The 23580-nt window shown below is 46.1% G+C and carries 28 protein-coding genes; 20 read left to right on the top strand and 8 right to left on the bottom strand.

The features are described 5' to 3' along the window. Positions 1–49: 49 nt before the first annotated feature. From AAA946_RS11985 to AAA946_RS11970, 4 genes are all read left to right on the top strand, one after another. Positions 50–724 (top strand): hypothetical protein, encoded by a 675-nt coding sequence (locus tag AAA946_RS11985; RefSeq protein ID WP_107306754.1) that lies wholly within the window; start codon positions 50–52, stop codon positions 722–724. A gap of 201 nt (positions 725–925) precedes the next feature. Beyond that, on the top strand, positions 926–2122 hold the full coding sequence (gene gltS / locus AAA946_RS11980) for a sodium/glutamate symporter (RefSeq protein WP_338165056.1): 1197 nt from the start codon (positions 926–928) through the stop codon (positions 2120–2122). A gap of 54 nt (positions 2123–2176) precedes the next feature. Continuing rightward, entirely contained in the window at positions 2177–3010 is an 834-nt protein-coding gene (locus AAA946_RS11975) for a hypothetical protein (protein WP_338165055.1), read from the top strand. After that, positions 3010–4371 (top strand): patatin-like phospholipase family protein, encoded by a 1362-nt coding sequence (locus AAA946_RS11970; RefSeq protein ID WP_338165054.1) that lies wholly within the window; start codon positions 3010–3012, stop codon positions 4369–4371. Before AAA946_RS11975 ends, AAA946_RS11970 begins: the two co-directional genes overlap by 1 nt. A gap of 79 nt (positions 4372–4450) precedes the next feature. Here AAA946_RS11970 and AAA946_RS11965 read toward each other — a convergent pair whose 3' ends face one another. Together AAA946_RS11965 and AAA946_RS11960 are read right to left on the bottom strand one after the other, a co-directional pair. Further along, a complete protein-coding gene (locus AAA946_RS11965) occupies positions 4451–4924 on the bottom strand; it encodes a YaiI/YqxD family protein (RefSeq protein WP_338165053.1) in 474 nt (157 codons plus the stop codon). Then, positions 4917–5204, bottom strand: coding sequence for a hypothetical protein (locus AAA946_RS11960; protein ID WP_338165831.1), 288 nt, complete (start codon positions 5202–5204; stop codon positions 4917–4919). Before AAA946_RS11960 ends, AAA946_RS11965 begins: the two co-directional genes overlap by 8 nt. An 811-nt stretch (positions 5205–6015) precedes the next feature. Between AAA946_RS11960 and AAA946_RS11955 the strand changes: the two genes are divergently transcribed. Beyond that, positions 6016–6594, top strand: a complete 579-nt coding sequence (locus AAA946_RS11955) for a GNAT family N-acetyltransferase (RefSeq protein WP_338165052.1) — start codon at positions 6016–6018, stop codon at positions 6592–6594. On the opposite strand, the gene AAA946_RS11950 is transcribed toward AAA946_RS11955, so the two are convergent. Both AAA946_RS11950 and AAA946_RS11945 read right to left on the bottom strand, forming a co-directional pair. Continuing rightward, positions 6485–6784 (bottom strand): DUF3301 domain-containing protein, encoded by a 300-nt coding sequence (locus tag AAA946_RS11950; protein WP_338165051.1) that lies wholly within the window; start codon positions 6782–6784, stop codon positions 6485–6487. The genes AAA946_RS11955 and AAA946_RS11950 overlap by 110 nt on opposite strands. Positions 6785–6793: 9 nt before the next feature. Then, positions 6794–7843 (bottom strand): DUF3549 family protein, encoded by a 1050-nt coding sequence (locus AAA946_RS11945; protein ID WP_338165050.1) that lies wholly within the window; start codon positions 7841–7843, stop codon positions 6794–6796. Positions 7844–7978: 135 nt separating this feature from the next. On the opposite strand from AAA946_RS11945, the gene AAA946_RS11940 reads away from it, so the two are divergent. The 11 genes from AAA946_RS11940 to AAA946_RS11890 all read left to right on the top strand — a co-directional run bounded on the left by AAA946_RS11940 (position 7979) and on the right by AAA946_RS11890 (position 16348). Continuing rightward, positions 7979–8275: a YqcC family protein gene (locus AAA946_RS11940; protein WP_112462103.1), complete on the top strand. Its 297-nt coding sequence runs from the start codon at positions 7979–7981 to the stop codon at positions 8273–8275. Further along, a complete protein-coding gene (gene truC / locus AAA946_RS11935; RefSeq protein ID WP_338165049.1) occupies positions 8272–9045 on the top strand; it encodes a tRNA pseudouridine(65) synthase TruC in 774 nt (257 codons plus the stop codon). The genes AAA946_RS11940 and truC overlap by 4 nt, the downstream gene beginning before the upstream one ends. Before the next feature lie 82 nt (positions 9046–9127). Continuing rightward, the gene (gene nrdR / locus AAA946_RS11930; protein ID WP_338165048.1) at positions 9128–9577 is read left to right on the top strand and encodes a transcriptional regulator NrdR; all 450 of its coding nucleotides are present in this window, start codon (positions 9128–9130) and stop codon (positions 9575–9577) included. Positions 9578–9612: 35 nt separating this feature from the next. Next, the gene (gene ribD / locus AAA946_RS11925; protein ID WP_338165047.1) at positions 9613–10722 is read left to right on the top strand and encodes a bifunctional diaminohydroxyphosphoribosylaminopyrimidine deaminase/5-amino-6-(5-phosphoribosylamino)uracil reductase RibD; all 1110 of its coding nucleotides are present in this window, start codon (positions 9613–9615) and stop codon (positions 10720–10722) included. Positions 10723–10725: 3 nt separating this feature from the next. Then, positions 10726–11379: a riboflavin synthase gene (locus AAA946_RS11920; RefSeq protein WP_338165046.1), complete on the top strand. Its 654-nt coding sequence runs from the start codon at positions 10726–10728 to the stop codon at positions 11377–11379. A 92-nt stretch (positions 11380–11471) separates the two neighbouring features. Continuing rightward, a complete protein-coding gene (ribBA, locus tag AAA946_RS11915) occupies positions 11472–12581 on the top strand; it encodes a bifunctional 3,4-dihydroxy-2-butanone-4-phosphate synthase/GTP cyclohydrolase II (RefSeq protein WP_338165045.1) in 1110 nt (369 codons plus the stop codon). Between the two features lie 175 nt (positions 12582–12756). Next, positions 12757–13227: a 6,7-dimethyl-8-ribityllumazine synthase gene (gene ribH, locus AAA946_RS11910; protein ID WP_004741508.1), complete on the top strand. Its 471-nt coding sequence runs from the start codon at positions 12757–12759 to the stop codon at positions 13225–13227. Beyond that, on the top strand, positions 13227–13694 hold the full coding sequence (gene nusB / locus AAA946_RS11905; RefSeq protein ID WP_006069876.1) for a transcription antitermination factor NusB: 468 nt from the start codon (positions 13227–13229) through the stop codon (positions 13692–13694). The genes ribH and nusB overlap by 1 nt, the downstream gene beginning before the upstream one ends. A gap of 90 nt (positions 13695–13784) precedes the next feature. Next, complete coding sequence (thiL, locus tag AAA946_RS11900) at positions 13785–14756, top strand: thiamine-phosphate kinase (RefSeq protein WP_338165044.1); 972 nt, start codon at positions 13785–13787, stop codon at positions 14754–14756. Beyond that, entirely contained in the window at positions 14753–15259 is a 507-nt protein-coding gene (gene pgpA, locus AAA946_RS11895) for a phosphatidylglycerophosphatase A (protein WP_112462109.1), read from the top strand. Before thiL ends, pgpA begins: the two co-directional genes overlap by 4 nt. A 204-nt stretch (positions 15260–15463) precedes the next feature. Further along, a complete protein-coding gene (locus tag AAA946_RS11890; RefSeq protein WP_338165043.1) occupies positions 15464–16348 on the top strand; it encodes an acyltransferase in 885 nt (294 codons plus the stop codon). A 77-nt stretch (positions 16349–16425) separates the two neighbouring features. Here AAA946_RS11890 and AAA946_RS11885 read toward each other — a convergent pair whose 3' ends face one another. After that, positions 16426–16665, bottom strand: coding sequence for a hypothetical protein (locus tag AAA946_RS11885; protein ID WP_338165042.1), 240 nt, complete (start codon positions 16663–16665; stop codon positions 16426–16428). Positions 16666–16880: 215 nt separating this feature from the next. Next, positions 16881–17159, bottom strand: coding sequence for a hypothetical protein (locus tag AAA946_RS11880; protein ID WP_338165041.1), 279 nt, complete (start codon positions 17157–17159; stop codon positions 16881–16883). Positions 17160–17438: 279 nt separating this feature from the next. Here AAA946_RS11880 and AAA946_RS11875 point away from each other — a divergent pair, with 279 nt between their 5' ends. The 3 genes from AAA946_RS11875 (at position 17439) to AAA946_RS11865 (ending at position 21082) form a co-directional block, all read left to right on the top strand. Next, positions 17439–18245: a crotonase/enoyl-CoA hydratase family protein gene (locus AAA946_RS11875; RefSeq protein ID WP_338165040.1), complete on the top strand. Its 807-nt coding sequence runs from the start codon at positions 17439–17441 to the stop codon at positions 18243–18245. Positions 18246–18908: 663 nt separating this feature from the next. Continuing rightward, the gene (locus AAA946_RS11870) at positions 18909–20255 is read left to right on the top strand and encodes a magnesium transporter (protein ID WP_338165039.1); all 1347 of its coding nucleotides are present in this window, start codon (positions 18909–18911) and stop codon (positions 20253–20255) included. Positions 20256–20581: 326 nt separating this feature from the next. Further along, positions 20582–21082 carry a DUF3332 family protein gene (locus AAA946_RS11865; protein WP_338165038.1) on the top strand — a complete coding sequence of 167 codons (501 nt, stop codon included), beginning with the start codon at positions 20582–20584 and terminating at the stop codon, positions 21080–21082. Between the two features lie 207 nt (positions 21083–21289). On the opposite strand, the gene AAA946_RS11860 is transcribed toward AAA946_RS11865, so the two are convergent. Then, positions 21290–21631: a hypothetical protein gene (locus AAA946_RS11860; RefSeq protein WP_338165037.1), complete on the bottom strand. Its 342-nt coding sequence runs from the start codon at positions 21629–21631 to the stop codon at positions 21290–21292. A gap of 275 nt (positions 21632–21906) precedes the next feature. Between AAA946_RS11860 and AAA946_RS11855 the strand changes: the two genes are divergently transcribed. After that, a complete protein-coding gene (locus tag AAA946_RS11855) occupies positions 21907–22077 on the top strand; it encodes a hypothetical protein (protein ID WP_338165036.1) in 171 nt (56 codons plus the stop codon). A gap of 78 nt (positions 22078–22155) precedes the next feature. Here AAA946_RS11855 and AAA946_RS11850 read toward each other — a convergent pair whose 3' ends face one another. Then, positions 22156–23523, bottom strand: a complete 1368-nt coding sequence (locus AAA946_RS11850; protein ID WP_338165035.1) for an endonuclease/exonuclease/phosphatase family protein — start codon at positions 23521–23523, stop codon at positions 22156–22158. Between the last annotated feature and the right edge of the window lie 57 nt (positions 23524–23580).

The raw sequence follows: 23580 nt of genomic DNA, 5'->3' as shown, positions 1-23580 counted from the left end.
GGAATCAGACAAAACATAAATTCAATATTTACTTAAAAGAGATACACAAATGAAAAAGTCTAAATTAACTATTATTGCCGCTTCTATCGTAATGTCTGCTTCTGCAATTGCATCAGAGCGTGTGAATTTTGCTAACCCTTATGAGCTTTATACTGGTGCTTCTGTTGGTTATGGTTCTGATGGTGCGTATCTAGCGGCTCAGTTTGATACTCAAATGTCACGAAACTGGTCTGTACTGGGTAAGTACACGACAGAAGATAGCTTCGATAATCACAACATTTCTCTTAGCGCAATCAGCAAGACAGGTCTAGGTTGGACACTGGCTTATGACCACGACAAGAACTACAAAAATGAGAACTTGACGGCAAAATCTACTGAACTATCAGTGCACTACATGTTCGGCAATAACATTGGCTTCTCATTCTTGCCTGAGCTTTCTGTAGGCTCAATGACCCACAATGAAATGTCAAACCGTGCGTATTACAGTGATTTAACGTTGAACGCAATCTACAACACATCATCAGGCCTATGGGCTAGCGTAGCACCAACATATAGCTACAGTTATAACGACCTAAAAACCAACCAGGGTAACGAGAGCCTACGAGGTTGGGATGTAAAAGCGAGCTTAGGTTACACCTTTATGAACAATCACAGCTTGGCTTACGAATATAAGCGTGAACATGGTGACAATCTGTCACTAATTAAATACTCATTTGGATTCTAATGATAGTGAGGCCTGATTATTCAGGCCTCATTGTTTCTATTAGCAATCAGCCAAGTTGTTTATTTATGAAAAGTCACAGCATTAAAAAATATGTCCATATTGCTTTCATGTTCTCACTCTATTTAACATTCTTTTACGTGATGGCAGCTAAGTTCTCTTAGTCACTTATTTAAAATACAGAAACACACCAAGGTAAATAAAATGAATATTATTGAAGTGGATAGCTTCCTTGCTTTCACTCTAGCCATTGTTCTTCTTTTTGTCGGTAAGTTAATGACAAAAAAGTACGAAATATTAAGGAAATACAGCATACCTGAGCCAGTGATTGGTGGCTTTGCATGCGCCATTGTCGTCGCTGTCATTTATGCCTTTTTTGATACCACAATTAGTTTTGATTTAGGCATACGTGACGCGTTGTTGCTTTATTTCTTTGCTGGTATTGGTCTGAGCGCAAACTTCTCTACTTTGCTTAAAGGTGGTAAGCCACTATTAATCCTTACTGCATTAAGCGTGGTCTATATCACGATCCAGAACGGTATTGGAGTGAGCGTTGCTACCATGCTTGGCCTAGAGCCAGTATTGGGTCTGATGGCGGGCTCTATTTCACTTATCGGCGGTGTGGGTACCACGATGGCATGGGCGCCGAGCTTCAATGAGATGGGTCTAGAGAGCGCCGCTGAAGTTGGACTCGCAAGCAATACTCTTGGATTGATTTTCGCCTGTTTAATTGGTGGCCCGATTGCCAACTATCTAATCAAAAAACATCGTCTTCAGTCACAGGGTGATACTCAACTGGACATCGGTATTTGCCACAACCAAACCGTAAAGCTCGATCACTTTGGTTATCTCTACGCATGGTTGATGCTGAACCTCAGTTTGATCCTTGGTTACTTTATTGACATGGGGCTTAGCAAGATGGGGTTGCAATTGCCAATGTTCGTGGCTTGCCTAGTTGCGGGCATTCTAATTGGTAACTTTAAGCTTCTGGTTCTTAAAAAGAAAGTGAGTGAAAACGCGCAGTTAGGTCAAACTCTGATTTCTGATATCTGTCTGGGAATGTTCTTAACCATGGCACTGATGGGGCTTCAGCTTTGGCAACTGCAGAGCACCATGCTGTTCATCGGTACTGTTATGTTGTTCCAAGTTGCAGCATCGATTTTGTTCACCCTCTTTGTCGTATTTCGCTTCATGGGGAAAGATTACGAGTCGGCGGTTATTAGCTCTGGTTTTGGCGGGATCACATTAGGCTCAACAGCCACAGCCATCGTTAATATGACGGCAGTAACACAACAATATGGTGCGGCTCATAAGGCCTTCATTATCGTACCTTTGGTATGTGGTTTCTTTATCGACATTGCCAACGCCCTAATTATAAATACATTTTTGCAATTTTTGTAACGGTCATCGTTAGACCGTTCATGTTTTAAATTTAAATATCAGAAAGGTAACAAAATGAAACCGTTCATTGTTTTGGTGACAGTTTTAACGCTGTCATCAACCAGCTTGGCTCAGGATTCAATCTTCCCAATTTGGGGAGAGCAAGCGGCGCAGCGTGGCTACACGCTACCAAAGCCCTATGGCTTGTCGCTCTCTTATATGGACATAAGTAACCCAGTCACTATTGATAACATCAATCTGGCTGGTGGGGTTGGCGATATCATTGATATAGACGCGAAACAGGCGCAGTTTGAAGGCTCTAATGTCACCCTACGTGGCGATGTTTGGTTACTGCCTTTTATGAATGTGTATGGAATTTTGGGGTATACACAAGCGCAAAGTACCGCAGACATTGATTCTATCTCCATCATCGGTATTTCTATTCCTGTAGAAGATGCCAAGTTCACTTTGGATATGAGTGGTATTACTTATGGCGTTGGAACTACGGTTGTTGGTGGTATCAATAATTGGTTTGCACTACTGGATTTGAATTACACCTATACCGACATTGATGCTATTGATGGCAGTATAAAGACGTTTGTTGCTGCGCCGAGAGTAGGACATCGCTGGCAATACGACGGTGGTCGAGAACTCAGAGTGTTTGTCGGTGCCATGTATCAAGATGTTCAGCAACATCTCTCTGGAGATATCAAAGCACTCGGGCTGGACTTGGGTGACATGAACTTTTTAATCGACGATACACGATTTGAGGTCAGCCAACGAAGCGAACAAAAATGGAATGCACTGGCGGGCTTTCAATACTCACTCAACCGTGATTGGGATGTATTGGCAGAAGCTGGGTTTGGCCAACGTAAATCCGCCTTTGTATCTTTGGGGAGACGTTTTTGATGAAACTCAGACTGCTTCTCTTTGCTGGGTGCTGCACATTGCTGACGGCCTGTGCACCTAGTATGCAAAGAAATGCGCTCACACCTGATATGGCGGTTGCTGATGAGGCGATGTTTGATCCCAGTATTCGTACTTGGGGGGACTTAACTCATAATTATGATATCGGGCAGCAGGGAGCGCATTCGCTCCATACACAGCTAGACAAAAGCCTCTTGAATGATATGGGGAATCAAACCAAATCCATAGATCATTTGAGTATCTCTGGTGGCGGTGCAGAAGGCGCCTATGGTGCGGGTTTACTCAACGGATTATCTGATAGTGGACAGCGACCAGAATACCGCTTGGTGACAGGCATTAGTACTGGAGCGATCATCGGTTTGTATGCATTTCTGGGGCAAGACTTTGATCCGGCACTGAGAGAACTGTATACCCAAACATCAGACGAAGACATCTACAATAAGAGAGGTTTGTGGGCTCTCACTCACAGCCCATCTCTCATTGATACGACGCCGTTTGAACAGATGGTGAGAGCGTTTATAGACCAAGATGTGTTAGATAAGGTAAGAGAGCAACATCTGCGAGGACGATTGTTTTTGGTTAAAACAACCCACTTAGATGCTCAGCGCTCAGTCATCTGGAATATGGGGGAAATCGCCTTACATCCAGGAGATAAATCAGTAGAACTGTTTCAGGATGTCATCATTGCTTCAGCGGCCATACCCGGTGTATTTAACCCAGTGTTAATTTCGGTAAATATTGATGGTGTTAAATATGACGAGATGCATGTTGATGGCGGCGTAGTGTCCCAAGTATTTTTTCTGCCTGATTATTTTGATGCCTCAGAGGCTGTCGACAATACTCGAGAACTGATTGAACGACTTGAGTTCACAGAAGAGACGCATATCAACAGTCACGTATGGGTTATCAGTAACACGCGCTTAGGTGCGAAGTGGAGTGAAACGATGCCTTCGTTCACGGGTATCATGGGACGTTCGATACAAACTATGATCAAATATCAACGACGCAACAATATTGCCCAAATCTATCGTCAGGCTCAGGAAACGGAGAGCGAGTTTCGCCATAGTTACCTGCCACATTTAATCCCCGAAGCTCAAACGGATGAACCATTTAACGCGGGCTATATGCAGTATCTGTATTGCTACGGCTATCTTAGAGGGTTTGACTATCAGCACTGGGAAGGTACCCCACCTGACTATTGGCAGATGCAAAATGAAACCAAAGAAAAGCTAAAGAGTTCAAGCGCTGTTGGACATATAGAACAGTTTGACTGGGATACATTGGAGCCTGGGCTGCACAAAAGAATGAAACAATGTTTGGTCACTGTCGCAGTTAAGCCTTAGGAACGATGAATCTAGAAAGTAAATTGAGCACGAGTGATTGCGAGACATTTGCCTAGCAATCACATCTTACGAGGCGCCTTTAGCGTGTTGCTCGAGCTAAAAAACGATCCAAATGATTGGCAAACTCGCGGCGCTCTGTCTGCCCAAGGGGGGCAGGACCGCCAGTTTGAACACCACTAGAGCGCATGGTATCCATAAAGTCACGAATATTGAGGCGAGCCTTAATCGTATCTTTGGTGTAAAGCTCACCGCGTGGGCTGAGCGCCACAGCGTTTTTGGTGATGACTTCATCTGCCAATGGAATATCGGAGGTAATAACCAAGTCACCGGCGTTCACTCTTTTGACGATTTCATTGTCCGCAATGTCAAACCCAGCAGGTACGGTTAGTGAGTGGATATTGTCTCTTTTTGGCACAGGCACGGTGTGGTTAGCCACAAAGGTGCAGGTTAAACCAGTACGCTCAGCGGCGCGGCACAGTGTTTCTCGAATCACTTTTGGGCAAGCATCAGCATCGACCCAAATCTTAACAGCTTGTTTTAACGGTTCAGTCACGAGATTGCTCCAATGCAGTCAATCGCTGAGTCAGCGCGGCAACTTGTTGTTCTAATTCCTTCACTCTTAGCTCGATAGGTTGCTCGGCCTTTTCAGCCGCGATTTCTACTTTAGGTACGTGCTGACTGCTCTTCCAAGATTTGATCACGGTGATCAGCGCAGGCATAGGTACTTTTGTCTTCAAACGCGCCTTTACTAGGGCAACGGTCGGCTCTTTTCCCTCAGCATGCAATGAGCTGATTGCAGCTTCAATCTCAGCAGAGACATCTTTGGTAATCATGGTGGTTATTCCGTTAAATAGGCTTTGCATTAATAGTACCTTCGAATCTAAGGGAGGTACAGGCGGAGCTTATGTGACGGGCATCACCAGTTAACGGTCACACGCGAATCTAAGGTATTAGCCAATTTGGAAACCCCCTGTGCGAGATCTCTCACACGAGCTGTGAGATAAAGAGAAAAGATCGCCAGAAATTTGGAAGGAAAAATCCTTAAGCCTTTGTTTAGTATAGTATTTAACCTTGATTTAACAGTGTCGGTGCAAAACTTTTTGTATTGGGTAGATTGTCCAAAATCGCCATTAGGGTAAATTAGAACCTGTCGGAAGGATGCTGACACGGAACAGGAATGACATTGGAAGGTCATCTTCAGGAAGAAGATTTGGTTACCAAGGGAAACGTAACCAGCACGGAAGTTAGGATAGCGCGGGAAGCGAACAATCATCAGGACGGTGATTTTTAAGGAAATGGATATACTCAGGAAGAGTGCAGGAACCCCATCAGGATGATGGTCAAGGACACCGCTCAAGGAACAAGTGAAGCGAGCTGACTGGGATGGTTAGCGTCATTGGATGAGATGGACACCGCTAGGACGGCGACGAATGGATATAGCTGAAGGATTCAGCCACTATTACGGATGATGCATGGAGCATTTTTAGTAGCCGGACTGCTGCGAGTAAGACTATAGCCCCAATACGCAAGTGTTGGGGCTTTTCTTATATATAAGCCCTAAGTTTTATATTTATGATTTAAGTGTCGCATTTACTCCAAGGAATCATGAAGTTATCTTGATGGTTATCAACGAAAAGGAAGTCAATGACAATAGTTACTCGCAGAACCATTCTCGTCCCCTATACCGACTATTTAGAGTCGGATTTTCTGATGCTTAACGTGTGCGCGAAAAATCGCAAACACATGAATGGTCCTCATACACTAGCGACTGCACGCCAGTTATTTCAAGCGATACTAAGTGAACCTAAGCTCTTTGCGATGGCGGTATTGGATCTGCGTACGCGCGACTATATGGGGCACATTTTTATTGAGCGCGGCGCGGAGGGTGAAGGAGAGATAGGCTATATCTTTGATAAGCAATATTGGAACAAAGGGATTGCGACAGAGGTACTCAGAGCCTTTATTCCCGATGCGGTACATACCTTAGGGCTGAAAAGGCTAGAAGCAAGCGTCGATACAGACCACGATTCTTCGATTCGGTTACTGAGTAAACTCGGGTTTGAGCAGTACGGACAAGCGGAAGATGAGCATGGCCCGTACTATCAGTTTCAATCTACATTCGGTGTGCTGGAAAATGAAAGTTCAGCACATGAAAGCCTTTCATCACCAGCTTACCTTGATAATAGTCATCACCAAGTGCTGAAAACTCAAACTCATAAATAGTATGCCAACCGAAGCGGCCGTTGGCATCTCTGAACCTGTGAGCGCCAAACGAGACGCTCAGCATTTGTAGATCCAACTCTTTACAGCGACGCGTTACCGCCGCCTTAGCAATCTCAGATTGACGCCGCTGCTGCCAAAATACAAAGCAGAACATACTCAGCGCCAATATCATCAAAAGATTATCTATCATTTCACTTTCCTAGTGAGTTTTTCCTTGTGTTGCCGCCTGTTGTAGCGCGACCAATGCGCTGGCGAGCTCTGGTGATGGGCTAGAGTGCAGCAATGGCAAAAGCACCAAACGCAGGCTCGGCATCATCACCAGATCGGCAAATAGTTGATTAAACAAGCCTTGGTTACCAGTTTGTGCCAAACGTACCAAGAACTTCTCGGCTAAGGCTGGGGTAGTCAGAGGCTGCCATGCTCGGCCAGCAATGGCGATCAGCACTTCTTGGTGGCTCAAACGCGCACTGGCCAAAATTTCAGTCACCAGTGACTCAAGTTGCTCAGGCTTGCCACCTGATAGCGCGCGAGCATAGGCCGCTAACAAGAACAGATCCGGATCATCGGACTCACATTCAAATTGAGCAAGTTCGCGTAAACTTGTGGAGAGCTTTTCTGGCAATGCCACATGTTCAAGTGCACCAAGCAGAGCATAGCGTGGCTCGCTGGCGAGGTGTCGCAGACTGGTGCGGATCAAACGGCCATTTTCTTCTTGCCCAAGTCTTGCTGCCATATCTGTGATGCCTTGCAGTCCAACCGTTTGCCAGTTTTCCCAGCCAAGGTCGCCGCGGAAGTAATCACGAGCATGCTGGTAGTATTGGCTGGTGGTGAGATCGAGTTCTGCTCTCAATAAGCTATGGAATACAGCTAACTTGTCGTCTGTAGGCTTAAACGTAAATGGGTTGTTGGACAGCTTTTGTTGCTGCTCTTCACTCATTTCTTTTCCAAGACGCGTTCCCATAGCTTCAAGAACATATTTTAGAAACTGGCCAACATCACCTTGGCTTAGCAAACCACGCTCATCAAGCTGGAATTTTAGGAACCAAATCCAAGGCTGTTTTTCTTCGTTCCAATAGGCGATGGCAAACTGAGCCTGTCTTTGAATCGGATAAGGGTAAGGCTGGCTAGCACGTTCGACGGCAGCAAACTGGTCGTTATCAATCAGTTGTACGCGTCTTGAGATATCGTAGATATGATATTGGCAGCCACTGTTGACCAATAGATCCGTCAAAGTATGAATGGTTTCCATGGAGGGGTTCCTAGTACGGTTTGGGTATAGAACAATAGATGGTATTCTATCGCCAATTTTCAAGTCATTGACGACCATTTTCAATAGCGATGATGCAAAGTCGTGAAATAGTTCGTCGCGCTACTAGATAGATCTATGAAGTTATTACTTGTTGAGCTGAAACAGCAGCTTAAAAAACACGCACTTTGGCAGCAGCATGCCCCAGATGCTCAGGCATTGAGTAGCCAACAGCCGTTCGCAGTCGATACCCTTGAGCCCCAAGAGTGGTTGCAATGGATTTTTATTGCCCGAATGGAGTCTCTGATTGAGGCAGGTGGCGACACGCCAAAAGGGTTTGAAATCACGCCATACTTTGAAGAAGTGTGGAAACTGCGCCCGGAGTTGGCCGAGGTACTAACGGTGCTTAAACAAATAGACGAGGCCGCAAAATGAGCGAATCGACTGCTTTGCCAGAGGTGGAGCCACTAGAGATTGTCTATCGAGATGAGTACCTCATCGCGGTGAACAAGCCTGCGGGTATGTTGGTACACCGTTCATGGCTCGATAAAAACGAAACACGTTTTGTCATGCAAACTCTGCGCGACCAAATTGGTCAGCATGTTTTCCCTTTACACCGCTTGGATAGACCGACATCGGGAGTGCTGTTGTTTGCGCTTTCCAGTGAGATAGCTGCAAAAGCGATGCCGATGTTTGCCGAGCACAATATTGAGAAAACCTACCATGCTATCGTCCGTGGCTGGATTGAGGCAGGAGATGTTTTAGATTACCCACTGAAAGTGGAATTAGACAAAATAGCCGATAAGTTTGCCGATCAAGACAAAGAGGCGCAGCCAGCAGTCACCGCATATGAGCCTTTGGCCAAGGTTGAAGTGCCTTACTCAACAGGACGTTTTCCAACCAGCCGCTACTGCTTAATGGAAATGAAGCCGAAAACGGGTCGCAAGCATCAGCTTCGTCGTCATATGCATCATTTGAGTCACCCCATTGTTGGTGACACGACTCATGGTGATGGCCGACATAACCGCTTGTTTAGAGAGCATTACGATGCCCATCGTTTGCTGCTGCATGCCTCTTGTTTGGCGTTTAACCACCCAATAACGGGCGAGCCTGTTCGCATTCAAGCAGGGTTTGATCCAGTTTGGTTGGGACTGATGAGCGAATTTGGTTGGCAAGAGTGTGACGCCATCCAAGATTACACCTAATTACGTTACTTTACGGGTTAATTAGTGGATTTCTTAATAGGTGAATTTTCGCTAAACTGTGGGCTTAACCATAGGAGGTGTTATGCATTGTCCATTTTGTTCAGAAAATGACACAAAAGTTATCGATTCCAGACTGGTAGCCGATGGCCATCAGGTGCGCCGTCGTCGTCAATGTTTGGCGTGCAGTGAACGCTTCACCACCTTTGAGACTGCCGAGCTTGTGATGCCAAAGGTGATTAAATCTAATGGTAATCGTGAGCCGTTTAATAAAGATAAGATGGTGGGTGGCATTCAGCGTGCGTTAGAAAAGCGCCCAGTGAGTGCTGACGCGATTGAACTTGCGATCAGTCATATTGAATCTCAACTTCGTGCTACTGGTGAGCGTGAAGTCCCAAGCGAAATGATAGGTAACCTAGTGATGACCCAGCTAAAAGAGCTGGATAAGGTGGCGTATATTCGTTTCGCATCTGTTTACCGTAGTTTTGAAGACATTCGCGAGTTTGGTGAAGAAATCGCTCGCTTGGAAGACTAACGGCTTACCCCATTCAGCGATAGGTATGGATTACTATGAGTCAGTTTAGCGCTATTGACTATCAGATGATGAGTTTAGCGATTGACCTTGCCAAGAAAGGCCGTTTCACCACTGCCCCAAACCCCAATGTGGGCTGCGTGATCACTCAAAATGATGTCATTGTCGGCCACGGCTACCATAAAAAAGCAGGGGAGCCACATGCCGAAGTGCACGCGATGCGTATGGCGGGTGATAAAGCCAAGGGCGCAACGGCGTATGTCACCCTAGAGCCTTGCTCTCACTATGGCCGCACGCCACCTTGTGCTGAGGGGCTAATTAAGGCAGGCGTTGCCAAAGTTGTTTGTGCCATGTCCGATCCGAATCCACAAGTTGCTGGACGTGGTTTTGCGATGCTTGAAGAGGCGGGTATTGAAGTGCAGGTTGGTATCTTGGAGCAAGATGCGCGAGCACTGAATCGCGGTTTTCTAAAGAAAATGGAAACCAATCGCCCCTTCGTTCAGCTTAAAATGGCGGCCAGCCTTGATGGACAAACTGCGCTTGCTAACGGTAAAAGTCAGTGGATCACAGGCGCTGAAGCGCGCCGCGATGTGCAAGCCTATCGCGCGGAAGCTGGGGCAGTGTTGTCTACTAGCCGCACTGTTATTGATGACAATGCATCTTTAAATGTTCGTTGGAATGAACTGCCAAGCCAAGTGCATTCAGTGATTGACTCCACTGAGCTTCGTCAGCCTGCACGAGTGATTTTGGATAGACAAAATCAGCTCAGCCCCGATTTAAAACTGTTTAGCACCGAAGGTGCCATCATCCGTGTTGCCCATGAAGGTAGCGACCTCAATATCCCTGAAGGGGCGAGTGAACAGCTAGACCTCGCTCAGACGTTAGATGCATTGGCGGCAGAGCACCAAATTAACCATGTCTGGGTCGAAGCTGGAGCGACGTTAGCACGTTCCATGATTGAGCAGCAGCTTGTCGATGAGCTTATTGTCTATTTAGCGCCTAAGCTTATGGGGGCTGATGGTCGAGGACTGATCGGCGCGCTTGGGCTTGAGTCGATGCAACAGGTTATCGATCTCGACATTAAAGATATTCGTATGGTAGGTAACGATATTCGAATCGTTGCCACGCCACAGCACATTAAGAAATAGAAGATGTTTACAGGAATTATTGAAGCCGTTGGTACTCTTAAAGCGATCACGCCAAAAGGGGAAGACATCAGTGTTACCGTTGAGGTAGGCAAACTGGACATGGGCGATGTGAAGCTCGGTGACAGTATTGCGACCAACGGCGTATGTTTAACCGTGGTGGACTTCTCTGAGAATAGTTACCAAGCGGACTTGTCGCTGGAAACCCTCAAGAAGACAGGGTTTGCTCACTACAGTGTGGGCGACAAAGTGAACCTTGAAAAAGCGATGCTGCCGACCACGCGTTTCGGTGGCCATATTGTCTCTGGCCACGTTGATGGCGTGGGTGAGATTGTCGATAGACAACAAGTCGGCCGAGCGGTTGAGTATTGGGTGCAGATGCCATCGGAGATCACTAAGTATGTCGCCGAAAAAGGCTCGATTACTGTAGATGGTATTAGCTTGACGGTGAACGACCTTCGAAAAGATGCGTTTAAGCTAACTATCGTGCCGCATACCTCGGAAGAGACGACCATCGACCAGTTCCAGGTTGGTCGAAGAGTAAATCTTGAAGTCGATGTCATGGCTCGCTACATGGAACGCTTGCTGCAAGCGCAGACTCACTCTGAGCCTGAGTCGAGACTGACGATGGAATTCTTACAACAAAACGGTTTTGCTTAATATCGCGAATCTGATTCTCGAAAACCTATGATTCGCAAAAACCATGAGTCGCAAAACCCAGATAACAACAAGCGCAATAACAGGAACGTGAAATGCCAATTAGTACGCCGCAAGAAATCATTGAAGATATCCGTTTAGGAAAAATGGTCATCCTGATGGATGATGAAGATCGTGAAAACGAAGGCGACCTTATCATGGCCGCTGAACATATTACTCCTGAAGCCATCAACTTTATGGCCACCCATGGTCGCGGTCTTATCTGCTTAACCATGACCAAAGACCGCTGTGAAACGCTGGGTCTGCCACCTATGGTGCAAGACAATAACGCGCAATACACCACAAACTTTACCGTGTCGATTGAAGCGGCTGAAGGCGTCACCACAGGTATCTCTGCTGCTGACCGAGCGCGTACTGTGCAAGCGGCTGTGGCGAAAGACGCAAAAGCGGCCGATCTTGTTCAGCCAGGGCATATTTTCCCACTTGCTGCTCAAGATGGTGGTGTACTGACTCGCGCAGGTCACACCGAAGCGGGCTGCGATTTAGCAAAATTGGCGGGTCTTGAGCCAGCATCGGTGATTGTTGAGATCTTAAACGACGACGGCACCATGGCTCGTCGCCCAGATCTTGAAGTCTTTGCTGAAAAGCATGACATCAAGCTAGGCACGATTGCTGATCTAATCGAGTACCGCAACAACAACGAAACAACGATTGAGCGTGTGGCTGCGTGTCATCTGCCAACTGAGTTTGGTGATTTTGAGCTGGTCACTTACCGCGATACCATCGACAACCAAATCCACTACGCTATGTGCGCTGGTGACTTGACGGCAAGCACGCCACTGGTACGTGTTCACTTGCAAGACACGTTCACTGATATTCTGCGCTCAAACCGCAACTCAGATCGCAGCTGGACTCTGGACAAAGCGATGAAGCGCATTGGCGATGAAGGTGGTGTGCTAGTGATTCTTGGTAATGAAGAGAGCACAGACTTCTTGATTCACAAGATGAAAATGTTCGAACAGCAAGACAGCGGTACTGCGCCAACCATGGCGAAAAAGCAGGGTACATCACGCCGCGTAGGTGTGGGCTCGCAAATTCTAGCCGACCTTGGCGTGCATGAAATGAAGCTGTTGTCATCGGCAGATAAAAAATACCATGCACTTGGCGGTTTTGGTCTGACAGTAACCGAGTACGTTACAGAATAATCAAACAAGCCTTTGCTTCTGATAAGCAAAGGCTTTTTCTCATCAAGACCGCGCGCTATTTTGGGCAGCTTTGTCAAAGCCTTGTCTCGGCAAAGTTAGCGGTAGATATTAATAAAAGACTTGTGCTAGAATCCGTCGATTCTCGCGCGATGAACATAGTTTATAAGGAAAGCATATGAAAGTTATCGAGGGTGGCTTCCCAGCACCGAACGCAAAGATTGCTATTGTGATTGCTCGTTTCAATAGTTTTATCAATGAAAGCCTATTGTCAGGTGCTATCGATACTTTGAAACGTCACGGTCAAGTGAGCGAAGACAACATCACGGTTGTACGCTGCCCAGGTGCAGTAGAGCTACCGCTTGTTGCTCAACGTGTTGCAAAAACAGGCAAGTTTGATGCAATCGTATCGCTAGGTACAGTCATTCGTGGCGGTACACCACATTTCGACTATGTTTGTAGTGAGTGTAATAAAGGTCTTGCACAAGTGTCTCTGGAATATAGCCTACCAGTAGCCTTTGGTGTATTGACTGTTGATACCATCGATCAAGCTATCGAGCGTGCAGGAACCAAGGCTGGTAATAAAGGTGCAGAGGCTGCACTAAGCGCGCTTGAAATGATCAACGTTCTTTCTGAAATCGATTCCTAATGGGGGCCAGTGTGAAACCAGCCGCACGTCGTAATGCACGTCAATTTGCTCTGCAAGCAATTTATTCTTGGCAAATTACTAAAGAAAATGTTGCCACTGTTGAAGAACAGTTCTTATCAGGTGGTAAGTATGATGAAGAAGAACATCATGCTGCTGAGCCTGCGTTGACTGCGCCAGAGACTGACGTTGTATATTTCCGTGACCTACTCACGGGTGTCGCGTTGAATCACACGGAGCTAGACAGCAAGCTACGTCCATTTGTTTCTCGCCCAATGCAAGATCTAGACATGATGGAACTTGCGCTACTTCGCCTAGCGATGTATGAGATGACAAGCCGTGAAGACGTACCTTACAAAGTGGTTATTAACGAAGCGATCGAACTTGCAAAAGTATTCGCTGCAGAAGACAGCCACAAGTTTGTTAACGGTGTACTAGATAAAGCCGCACCGCACGTTCGCAAGAAGTAACAAACAACGTTTGTCTATTCGTAAAAAGGTCAGCAATTTGCTGGCCTTTTTTATATACTCTGTACACCTTTTCGTTGCCAAGTCGACAAGATGTCTGGTGAATTTAGTTTAATCGATAAGTACTTTGCTCATAAGCAGCAAAACCGCAAAGATGTGATTCTCGCTCAAGGAGACGACTGTGCGATTGTCGCCCCTCCAGCAGGCACTCACATTGCTATTAGTACCGACACCTTAGTGGCGGGTACTCACTTTCTCGCCGACGCCAATCCAGCGCAAATTGCTCACAAAGCCCTCGCGTCAAACATCAGTGATCTCGTGGCCATGGGCGCTTCCCCCGCTTGGGTTTCTATGGGTATTTCGTTACCTGAAATCAATACGGCGTGGTTAGAGCGTTTCTCTAATGCGTTTTTCAAGCTTGCTGACTATTACGGTATTCAACTGATTGGTGGCGACACCACTAAAGGTCCTCTCACCATTACCCTTACTGTTCAAGGTACGCTGCCAGAAGGGAAGGCGCTGACTCGCCATGGTGCGCAGTCCGGAGACTGGGTCTATGTCACAGGCCTTCTTGGTGATGCCAAAGCTGGACTTGATGTGATTTTAGAAAACAACATCAGCGCGGATAACAGCCTTAACCAAGAATTGCAGCGACGTCACTTTGAAGCCACACCACGCGTGCTCGCAGGAATAGCCTTGCGAGATGTTGCATCAGCGGCTATCGATATTTCTGATGGGCTGGTGGCCGATTTGGGGCACATTCTAAAACGCTCTAAGGTTGGCGCAAGGCTTAATGTTGCTGCGCTTCCTGTATCTAAAGAGTTACTTCAGTTCGTTGGTAGCAGCGCCCGTGCTCAGCAATATGCATTGACCAGTGGTGAAGAGTACGAGCTATGCTTTACGGTACCAGAGGCCAATCGCGGTCAACTTGAAGTGGCGTTAAGTAACACGCCGTTTACCTGTATTGGGCAACTGACCGGCACCGAATATTTAGAGCTTCATAACGACGATGCGCCAGTTGACTGGCAACTCGATGGTTTTGATCATTTTAAGGGAAATCAATGAGCAATCCTCTCGACTTAATCTCACTTAAAAACCCTTGGCACTTGTTAGCAACCGGTTTTGGAAGCGGTCTGTCGCCGATTATCCCCGGCACCATGGGAACACTCGCGTCGATCCCTTTGTACCTGTTACTGGTTCAGCTACCGTTAAGCGTTTACCTCATTGCCGTGGTTATTGCTTGTATCATTGGCATCAAAATTTGCGACGTCACCTCGCAAGACATGGGTGTGCACGATCATGGCTCAATCGTTTGGGATGAGTTTGCGGGCTTTTGGATCACCATGGCGATTGTCCCAGCGCTAAAGCTGCCCGCCGATGATTGGAAGTGGTTAATCACAGGCTTTGTGCTGTTTCGCTTCTTTGACATGGTAAAACCTTGGCCTATCGGCTGGCTCGACAAACGGATGCATGGCGGATTGGGTATCATGATTGATGATATTGTTGCCGGCATTATGGCTGGGCTATGTTTGTACTTAGTTGGGCATTTCGCTGGCTGGTTGGCTTAAATGACGAGCTTTAGCCTTGTGTGTTCACAAGGCTTTTTCATTTCTGGTCGGAGGACTATGGTTCGGTAGCTTTATAAGCTTTTGTTATTTAAGTGTTTTATTGGACTGATTCTACAAATTCATATCTGGATGACAAAGCTTTACTATACGTTTGGTCAAAAGTTGCTATGATTGCCGCCTCTTTTACGTTCTGTAACAATTGGTATGTTTAGCAATCTACGTCTGTTTATTAATTCTTTTCTTGTCATGGTCAATACGGCTATTACGGCTGTGGTGGTTTGTACATTCTCGATCATCAAATTAGTTCTACCTTTCGCGTCTGTTAAGACCCTGATGACAAGCTTATCGAATAAGCAGATGTGGCTTTGGGCAACGATTAATTTGTGGCTTCTTAATCTGAACAACAATATCGAATGGGATGTAGAAGGCGGCGACGATCTGACGCCAGAACAGTGGTACATGCTACTGTCTAACCACCTTAGCTGGGCAGACATTGTTATCATTACCTCAGTAATGAAAAACAAGATGCCAATGTGTAAGTTCTTACTTAAACAGAGCCTGTTGTACGTCCCGTTCGTTGGCCTTGCGTGCTGGGGACTCGATATGCCATTTATGAAAAGGCATTCACAAGCTTACCTTGTAAAGAATCCAGAGCGCCGCAACGACGATTTCAATGCGATTCGCAAGGCGTGTAAGAAGTTTGAACATGTACCCACCACTATGATCAGTTTTGTTGAAGGTACGCGTTACAGCGAAGAAAAACTAGCAACGGTTAAAACGCCTTATAGACATTTGTTGAAGCCAAAAACAGGCGGCGTTGCGTTCACTCTTAATGCAATGAATCACCTGTTAGATGGTGTCGTCGACATTACACTAGCGTATCCAGAAAACCGCGAAGATCCGTTTAAGGACTTGTTGAAAGGTAAACTGACCAAAGTAGTGGTTAAGATAGATGTCTACCAAATGGATGAGAATCTAAATGGGGATTACTTTAATGACAAAGTATTCAAGCGCCGTTTCCACAATTGGCTTAATGATGTCTGGAAACGCAAAGATGAGAAGCTAGAAGCTATCTACTCGCAAAGCTAAGTTGTTTCAGAGACAATAATGCCAGATACAAAAAAAGGTCTACCCTAAGGTAGACCTTTTTAATGCGACTAAAACAGTTAAGCAAACTGTCTAGGTATCACTCTGCAGCACTTTTCGGCTTCGTTAATTAACACCGATACTGCATGAGTATGGTAATTCTCACCGCTCTTCCAAACGGTTTCTCCGAATATCTGACACAACTCAAAATCAGAAATAGTTCCCTTCATTTCCTTGTAGGCGACGGCTGAGATGATTTTTTGCTCTAATGCTTTAGGGCAAGATTCAACACGCCAACGACTCACTTGAATATTCGGCAAAGCACACTCCTTTGTGGTCACATTTTCGTCATCGAAACCACGATAACACCATGAAAAAGCACGATCAAGGTGATCTTACTCACATTTTTATAGGGTGTATGACGTGCTAGAGCTAACTGTTTGTAAACCTGAGAAGTTCTGCCTATAAGGTGAAAGAATAAACTTTTGGTGGACGAATTAAGCATCCACCGTTAAAAGTGACAAGTGTCTAATTTTTAAGCGAACTGCCTTTTGCCAATGATGATTTGCTTAGCTCGAATTACGAGTGAAGGAATACACCATGTCATCGCAATAGGGAATGCAAAACTACTTAACATATCTACGAAGGCGGCGGTGTCTTGATCGCCCTTAGACAGTTGGTTTGGGAGCACAAAAGCTAACAGTAGGTAGGTAAATGCGACTAATAAGACGCTAAACCACCATGGATCGCTATCCTGATATGTGATCACTGTGGTTGCGTTGCTGTGAGTTTTTTGCTGATTTTCCTTAATCATGGATTCTACTTCCTATTCATCCAATCTAACCGTTTCATTCAACCACGCGAATGGCTCAAAACAAGTAACACAGCTCAATAACGTAAGCGACATCGAAAAAATTAGTGATTGTATTGTCAGTTTTGGTCAGATGTCACATTCGGTTCGGCTGATTGTCGCAATGTATGAATGAGGCGGGGCGCTATACACGATGGGGCTCTCATAATTGAGTAAATATTCTAACGCTTCTTTCAGCCGTCACTACACTGATGAAAAAGCCAGCAAAATAAAGGAATAACGATGGACTACAAAAGGATCAACGTGAGCCGCACGGAGGATGTGGTGACTGTGGCGTTAAATCGACCTGATAAGCTCAATGGCGTTGACATGGGGATGTTTGAAGAGCTGATTCACGTGAGTCGCGCGCTACGTAAAGATCGTCAGCTCAGGGCGGTGATTTTGACGGGGTCAGGGGAGAACTTTAGTTCGGGTCTCGACTTCAAATCTATGATGACTAATAAAAGCAATGCGGCGAAGTTGCTGTTCAAATGGTGGCCGGGTCAGTCCAATCGAGCTCAACAGGTAAGCAGTAATTGGCGCAAATTATCCGTCCCAGTCATTGCCGCAATCGACGGTTATTGCTGGGGCGCAGGGATGCAAATTGCGCTCGGAGCAGATTTTCGTATTTGTTCGCCAAGGGCGAACCTATCCATTATGGAATCAAAGATGGGGTTAACATCGGACATGGCAGGCTCTATTGCGCTGCGTGAGGTGATGCCAAAGGATAGAGCGATGCTCATCTCTATCTGTGGCCATGAGTTGTCAGCGGAAGAGGCGTTAAAATATGGATTGGTAACAGAGGTCAGCGAAGACCCATTAAACGCTGCTCAAACGCTCGCAACTAAAGTAAAACGCATGTCTCCCGATGTGAACGCAGCCATGAAGCACATGTACACCCGATATTGGACAGCGCCAGCTTGGAAGCTATTGGCCTACGAAACCTACAGTCAAATACGCATCATGTTGGGAAGGAACTTTGGGCGGATGCAAAGTGCGTTAAGAAAAAAAACGCCGCCTGAGTTTCAGCCCAGACAGCGTTATTGGTAGCGGGGGAAACTAACGGACGATCAGATCCTCCCCGCAAACTCGGCAGCGGAAAAGCTCTTTGATGCCAGAGAGCTTTTGCCATACACTGCGCTTGATTCTAACGATCGCGACTCGTCGTTTACACTTGCACATGGAATATACCTAACGTTGTTATTATGTGATCTTAGTTCAAATTTTATATAAGCCATGTATATAGTTACAGTTCTATAAATAAAAGTGAATAGCGGAAAACTCTGTTGTGTTATTTAATTAAGTTAATAATTTTAAATTATTTTTAGTGCAAATTTATTGGTTTTTATTATTGGCCTGGGTGATGTATCGTGCGAGGAAACAAACCGCGTAGAAGTCAGTGGTTACCTGCAATTGGTCGAACGAAAGCTTGACTGCTGAGCTCGCTTTTATTGTTTTATCCTTTGACGTTAACTGCGTCGCAAAATATGGTTTTGGTTAATGCTGTTGTCTATCAGCATCCAAAAGCCAATAGCGTAGTGAAGTTAACCTTGACCCAAGGTGAAATTGTCTTTCAGTGGACTGATCAGTAATCAAAATTGTTTGTTCGATGAACAATTGCTCATATTTATCAATATTATGAATGTGGCTGTGTGACCTATTCGCTATGATAGAGGGTACTCTATTAACGCGAATGGTTTCAGGGAGCCCTTAGTGAGCGAATTTCAAGATCTCTCAATTCACATCGATCAAATCTCACAGGCCGAAGACACGCAGCAGCCACAGATCCTCAATCAATATATTGAGCAAGGTCTAGATGCCGCATCGATTGCGCTTATTCTAGAAGCGTTTCCTATTGAGCAAAGGGTCAGGCTTTGGCGTGAACTGCCGCTCGAAAGCCACATTGATGTCCTTACCGAGTCTCGTGGTGAAGTGCGTGTATCGATCCTCGATGCTCTATCAGAAACCGAGTTAAAGCTTACTCTTGCTAAGCTCGACAACTTATCTTTGATTGAATGGGCAGACTCACTGCCTGACGAGATCATCGAAGAGGCCATCTCCCTCCTAGAGCCCGCAGAGCTAGAGCTTTACGATCTTGCGAATGAATACCAAGAAGAAGAGCTGGGTCGCTGGGTTGAGCGTAAAGTGGTGGCACTGCCATTTAATATTTCCGTCGCTCGTGCCAAAGTGCTGGTGGACAAGTACACCCATGAGCCATCGGGTTACGTTTATTTGATCGATAAGCAGCACCGCTTTCGCGGTATGGTCGAATACGCTGAGTTGGTCGGTGCAGAGCCATCGACACGCGTCAAGTCCTTAGTGCTGGAACATGTGAGCACGTTAAGTGCCACGCTAGAGCTCACTGAGGCCGTAGATGCCATGGAGCGTTCTGCGTTTACCTCACTTCCCGTACTCGATGAGCGTAAGCGGTTGCTGGGCGAGATTGATTGGAAGTTTGCGTTAAGCACTCAGCGTGAAATTTATGAAACTCGCCTTATGGCGGGTACCGGTATGGACGAAGGCGACGATTTGTTTGCGCCGATCCTCAAAAGCTCACAAAAACGGGGTGTGTGGCTCGGTATTAACCTGCTTACCGCCATTCTTGCTTCTGTAACGATTGGTCTGTTTGAAGATGTCATTGCTCAAGTGGTCGCACTGGCGGTTCTGATGCCGATCGTGGCCTCAATGGGCGGCATTGCGGGTAGCCAAACTTTGACCTTGATGGTGCGCTCTATGGCGCTGAATCAGATCACCTCAGGAAACCGGTTTGCGCTGATAAAAAATGAGCTTGGTATTGGCGCGATTAACGGCCTGCTTTGGGCTCTGATTATTGGTGCCGTAGCTGGCCTGTGGTTTCAATCGCCTCTGCTTGGTGGCACGATTGCCCTGGCGATCGTCGTTAACATTATCACCGCAGCCTTGTTTGGTGTGTTGATTCCCCTGATCCTCGATAAACTGGAACTTGATCCCGCACTGGCAGGTTCTGTCATCTTGACCACAGTGACGGATGTGGTTGGCTTTTTCGCCTTCTTAGGGACAGCAAGTTTAGTGCTGTTGTAGGAAAAGGCGGAGTTAGTTTGTATTTTTGTAACCAGCTAGTGAATATATTAGCTGGCTTACAAAAAACGAATTTTAAGTAACATATTGAATAAAAGTTAGTTTTATCCTCATTTTGGTACAAATATTGGTGAATTTGATCACCTTTGTTAACGCGTCTACTTTTCCTATTTTGCTTATCTAGCGCTCTGTTTGATTGGCGTTATAATTCCGCGCCATTTATTGGTGGTGAGAATGAAAGCATCAGTGGTATTGACTGGTGTTTCTCTAATGATTTCAATCAACTTGCTTGTCTTTGAATACGTGGACAGGCAATAGGTGTTTAAGTGATGAAACTGATCAAAACAACAATTGCTGCGGCGTTAATGTCTACTATGCTAACAGGCTGTATCGGCCAAATGGCGACAACAGGTGCACTTATGTATGAAGTGAACCTAAAAGGTGTTGATAACCGTTACGCGCGTGCAGGTCTTTACACTTTGATGTCACCAGTGTACGCGATCACAGCGGCTGCTGACCTATTTGTTGTTAACTCTATTGAGTTCTGGACGGGTACGAACCCTATCACTAAGAAAAAAGCAGTAGCGGACACACCTGCTGAGGCTTACATCAAAGTAAACCACAAAGTGGGCAAGAAGTTCTCAACAGCGCCAGTGAAGCTATCGAAACTTGACGACAGCACAATGCAAATGGAATTTTTGGATGATGCTGGCAAAGCACGTACATTAGTGGGCGTAACTGGCCAAGACAGCGTTGACTTCTACCTAGATGGTCAGTACGTGACAACCGCGACGCACCAAGAACTAGAGCAGTACGCGACCGCTTCTTAATGTTTTTGGCTTGATAAAGCTCGAACAAACAAAAAGGCCGACTGGGTGCTGATCCCGGTCGGCCTTTTTACCAATTAATAGGATGCGGAAAAGGAGCGAATTGGTATAACACGATCTTACCATGCTGCTCAAAAAGCGCGATGAGCAGAGCGTGGCAGAATGTAAAATTCGGTATGTAATCTTCTCTGCAGAAATACTTGTTAGCGTTTAGATACCTTGAATGCGCTTGGCGGTAACAATCAGTCCCTGTGTATAACTAAAGCCGTAACCATAGCCATAACCACCGTAGCCGTTTTCGCCTCTTCCACCTGCCTCAAGTATCGCTTTATAGTCGTAGTCACCACTCGTGATTGGGGTAATAGAGACCACCTCAAAGCCATCATGATTTAGCGTGGCGACCGCTTTTTGCAGATCTTCTGCGAGACGGACGCTATCCACTACCGATTTCGAATACCCCGTTTTTCGCCACACGGGAGAATCGCTATAGTCGACAGCTTCATGTTTCCCCACTTCGCAAAAATGCGCGGGTACATGAACGATTCGATTCATTTGATTACCTTACTGCTATTGTTACTCTGATATGCCTGACGGGTTAGTCTGACGCTAACTCTCATCAAATAGGCTTGGCGAGTTTAACTTACTCTTGTGCCGATATGCACAAATTAGTCATTTATTCATACAGTTAAATGTTGTAAGTGAGCTATGTCGCACAATTAGCGTTCGTTCGGTAATGTCTGTGCTTTAGGGCGTTACTTCGTGAACATGGCGAAATACGCAATCTCATACATAATTAATGTGTCTTTTGTAAGTAAGGAGACATCGTTATGAAATGGATAATTGCAGCGGGTATGGGAATGCTACTTATGTTCTCAAGTGCCAGTGTTGCCGGTTATAGTAGCGGAAAAATTGGCTTTTTAGTCGACTGCGCCGTAGACGGTAAAGTGACTCGAATGCCAATGACAGCATGCAGACAAAAAGGGGGCGAGGCCAGATAGCCTACAGTGCCAGTTCGCCTTAGCGATGACTTAAGAGTCAAGATTTATGAGCTAAGGCGAACCTAGATGAGGAAAAAGTTAGAACTCCGCTTTAATCCAAATCATACGGTGATCGGACGAGACATCCTTACCGTTACCCCATTTGCCTACGCGCGAATCGTTAAACAGCAAACGACCTTCTTCGTAACTTGCTGCCCAGTAAACCCCGGAATCAACGACGTTTAACGTCTGAGAAGGGAGTGCATAGTCCACAGCTAGGCCAAAGGTTGAAGTGAGGCGATTAGGCGCTGGGTGTGTAGAGCTGTTGTCAGTGGCATGTTCTGCCGCCCCGAAGCTTGTCGGGTACAGTTCACCGTTAGAAACCGCTTGATTGACGAGTGGGTCGTTGTGTAACGCTTGCATAACCGCGCTGATGCCATCGCCTGCGATAGGGTCAAGGTTTTGGTCACCCATCATCACAAATTTGGCACCGCTATCAAGCCCACCTGTGCTACCTTCATCGTCGTAGAAGTAGTCTTTACCTTGAATGTAGTCATGCCAAAACGTCACTTCCGCTGCATTTTGCGCTTTGTTTTTGCCCGTATCGAAAACTGGTGGTGTAGGGTGAGACATTAACAAATGTACCACTTCATCACCATCGGCTGTTGGAATGATAATTGGTGCATCTACATGGTTTTTGGAAGACAGTCTAACTTGTTGCCACTCTTCATTGGTATACCAGTTGTCACCGCAAGCCATACCAGCAGGAATTGGGTTGTTGGCGTCATCGCATAGAGTAATGGTTGGTATCTCTGCGCCTACCATGTCTTTCCATTTGAACTCTTGGAATGTGCGTGTATTCGCCGTATCTATCTGATACTTGGACATCAGCGCAAACGCATACTGGCCGTGATAAAAACCAAAGCCCCATGCGTCGCCGGGTAACTGGCCTGCAACGCCATTGTTATCAAGATCAAGTTCTGAAAGTAGGCCAGTATTGGTCGCGTAAGACTCGGAAAAAGGGTACTCAATCGGCTCTAAGTTAGCATCACCGCCCGCACCATCTAGGCTTTGAGCGACCGAGAGGTAGTTGGTTTGAAAGCCGATCAGCGCAGTTTTATCTTCACCAGTACCGTCATTGTTGTACTCGGCCATCATCAGCACGTCAGGACGGTTTTTCTGAATAATCGCCGCAACATTTCGGATTTGAATGACCTTTTCTGCTCGGCTTTTGTCAGCATCGTCGATAGTGCCATCAAGGTAGCTGGTAACAAGCTGCTGCTGAGTCTCTGGGGCTATTTGCATTTCCGCAACCAAATCGTCAAAGGTCGCACGATCAAAAGAGAGGTTATAGGTCGCAATTTTCACTTGAGTTGCCTCTGTCACCGTCTGCTCGTCGGAGTCCTTACAACCAGAGAGCAGCACTGCTCCTACAAGTAATGCGAGTGTTGTTTTTATTGTTTTCATAAATTATCCCTAGCTCTATAAATTTGAGGCCGAAGTCTACTGTCATAGAGAGTGCAT

It is taken from the genome of Vibrio sp. 10N, assembly GCF_036245475.1.
GTDB lineage: Bacteria > Pseudomonadota > Gammaproteobacteria > Enterobacterales > Vibrionaceae > Vibrio.
This window is presented reverse-complemented; position numbering and strand designations above follow the sequence as displayed.

What these genes read in the sequence shown, in the direction of transcription:
- AAA946_RS11985 (WP_107306754.1), top strand. Translation starts at nt 50, where the DNA reads ATGAAAAAGTCTAAATTAACTATTATTGCCGCTTCTATCGTAATGTCT.
- gltS (WP_338165056.1), top strand. Translation starts at nt 926, where the DNA reads ATGAATATTATTGAAGTGGATAGCTTCCTTGCTTTCACTCTAGCCATT.
- AAA946_RS11975 (WP_338165055.1), top strand. Translation starts at nt 2,177, where the DNA reads ATGAAACCGTTCATTGTTTTGGTGACAGTTTTAACGCTGTCATCAACC.
- AAA946_RS11970 (WP_338165054.1), top strand. Translation starts at nt 3,010, where the DNA reads ATGAAACTCAGACTGCTTCTCTTTGCTGGGTGCTGCACATTGCTGACG.
- AAA946_RS11960 (WP_338165831.1), bottom strand. Translation starts at nt 5,204, where the DNA reads ATGATTACCAAAGATGTCTCTGCTGAGATTGAAGCTGCAATCAGCTCA.
- AAA946_RS11955 (WP_338165052.1), top strand. Translation starts at nt 6,016, where the DNA reads ATGACAATAGTTACTCGCAGAACCATTCTCGTCCCCTATACCGACTAT.
- AAA946_RS11950 (WP_338165051.1), bottom strand. Translation starts at nt 6,784, where the DNA reads ATGATAGATAATCTTTTGATGATATTGGCGCTGAGTATGTTCTGCTTT.
- AAA946_RS11945 (WP_338165050.1), bottom strand. Translation starts at nt 7,843, where the DNA reads ATGGAAACCATTCATACTTTGACGGATCTATTGGTCAACAGTGGCTGC.
- AAA946_RS11940 (WP_112462103.1), top strand. Translation starts at nt 7,979, where the DNA reads ATGAAGTTATTACTTGTTGAGCTGAAACAGCAGCTTAAAAAACACGCA.
- truC (WP_338165049.1), top strand. Translation starts at nt 8,272, where the DNA reads ATGAGCGAATCGACTGCTTTGCCAGAGGTGGAGCCACTAGAGATTGTC.
- nrdR (WP_338165048.1), top strand. Translation starts at nt 9,128, where the DNA reads ATGCATTGTCCATTTTGTTCAGAAAATGACACAAAAGTTATCGATTCC.
- ribD (WP_338165047.1), top strand. Translation starts at nt 9,613, where the DNA reads ATGAGTCAGTTTAGCGCTATTGACTATCAGATGATGAGTTTAGCGATT.
- AAA946_RS11920 (WP_338165046.1), top strand. Translation starts at nt 10,726, where the DNA reads ATGTTTACAGGAATTATTGAAGCCGTTGGTACTCTTAAAGCGATCACG.
- ribBA (WP_338165045.1), top strand. Translation starts at nt 11,472, where the DNA reads ATGCCAATTAGTACGCCGCAAGAAATCATTGAAGATATCCGTTTAGGA.
- ribH (WP_004741508.1), top strand. Translation starts at nt 12,757, where the DNA reads ATGAAAGTTATCGAGGGTGGCTTCCCAGCACCGAACGCAAAGATTGCT.
- nusB (WP_006069876.1), top strand. Translation starts at nt 13,227, where the DNA reads ATGGGGGCCAGTGTGAAACCAGCCGCACGTCGTAATGCACGTCAATTT.
- thiL (WP_338165044.1), top strand. Translation starts at nt 13,785, where the DNA reads ATGTCTGGTGAATTTAGTTTAATCGATAAGTACTTTGCTCATAAGCAG.
- pgpA (WP_112462109.1), top strand. Translation starts at nt 14,753, where the DNA reads ATGAGCAATCCTCTCGACTTAATCTCACTTAAAAACCCTTGGCACTTG.
- AAA946_RS11890 (WP_338165043.1), top strand. Translation starts at nt 15,464, where the DNA reads ATGTTTAGCAATCTACGTCTGTTTATTAATTCTTTTCTTGTCATGGTC.
- AAA946_RS11880 (WP_338165041.1), bottom strand. Translation starts at nt 17,159, where the DNA reads ATGATTAAGGAAAATCAGCAAAAAACTCACAGCAACGCAACCACAGTG.
- AAA946_RS11875 (WP_338165040.1), top strand. Translation starts at nt 17,439, where the DNA reads ATGGACTACAAAAGGATCAACGTGAGCCGCACGGAGGATGTGGTGACT.
- AAA946_RS11865 (WP_338165038.1), top strand. Translation starts at nt 20,582, where the DNA reads ATGAAACTGATCAAAACAACAATTGCTGCGGCGTTAATGTCTACTATG.
- AAA946_RS11860 (WP_338165037.1), bottom strand. Translation starts at nt 21,631, where the DNA reads ATGAATCGAATCGTTCATGTACCCGCGCATTTTTGCGAAGTGGGGAAA.
- AAA946_RS11855 (WP_338165036.1), top strand. Translation starts at nt 21,907, where the DNA reads ATGAAATGGATAATTGCAGCGGGTATGGGAATGCTACTTATGTTCTCA.
- AAA946_RS11850 (WP_338165035.1), bottom strand. Translation starts at nt 23,523, where the DNA reads ATGAAAACAATAAAAACAACACTCGCATTACTTGTAGGAGCAGTGCTG.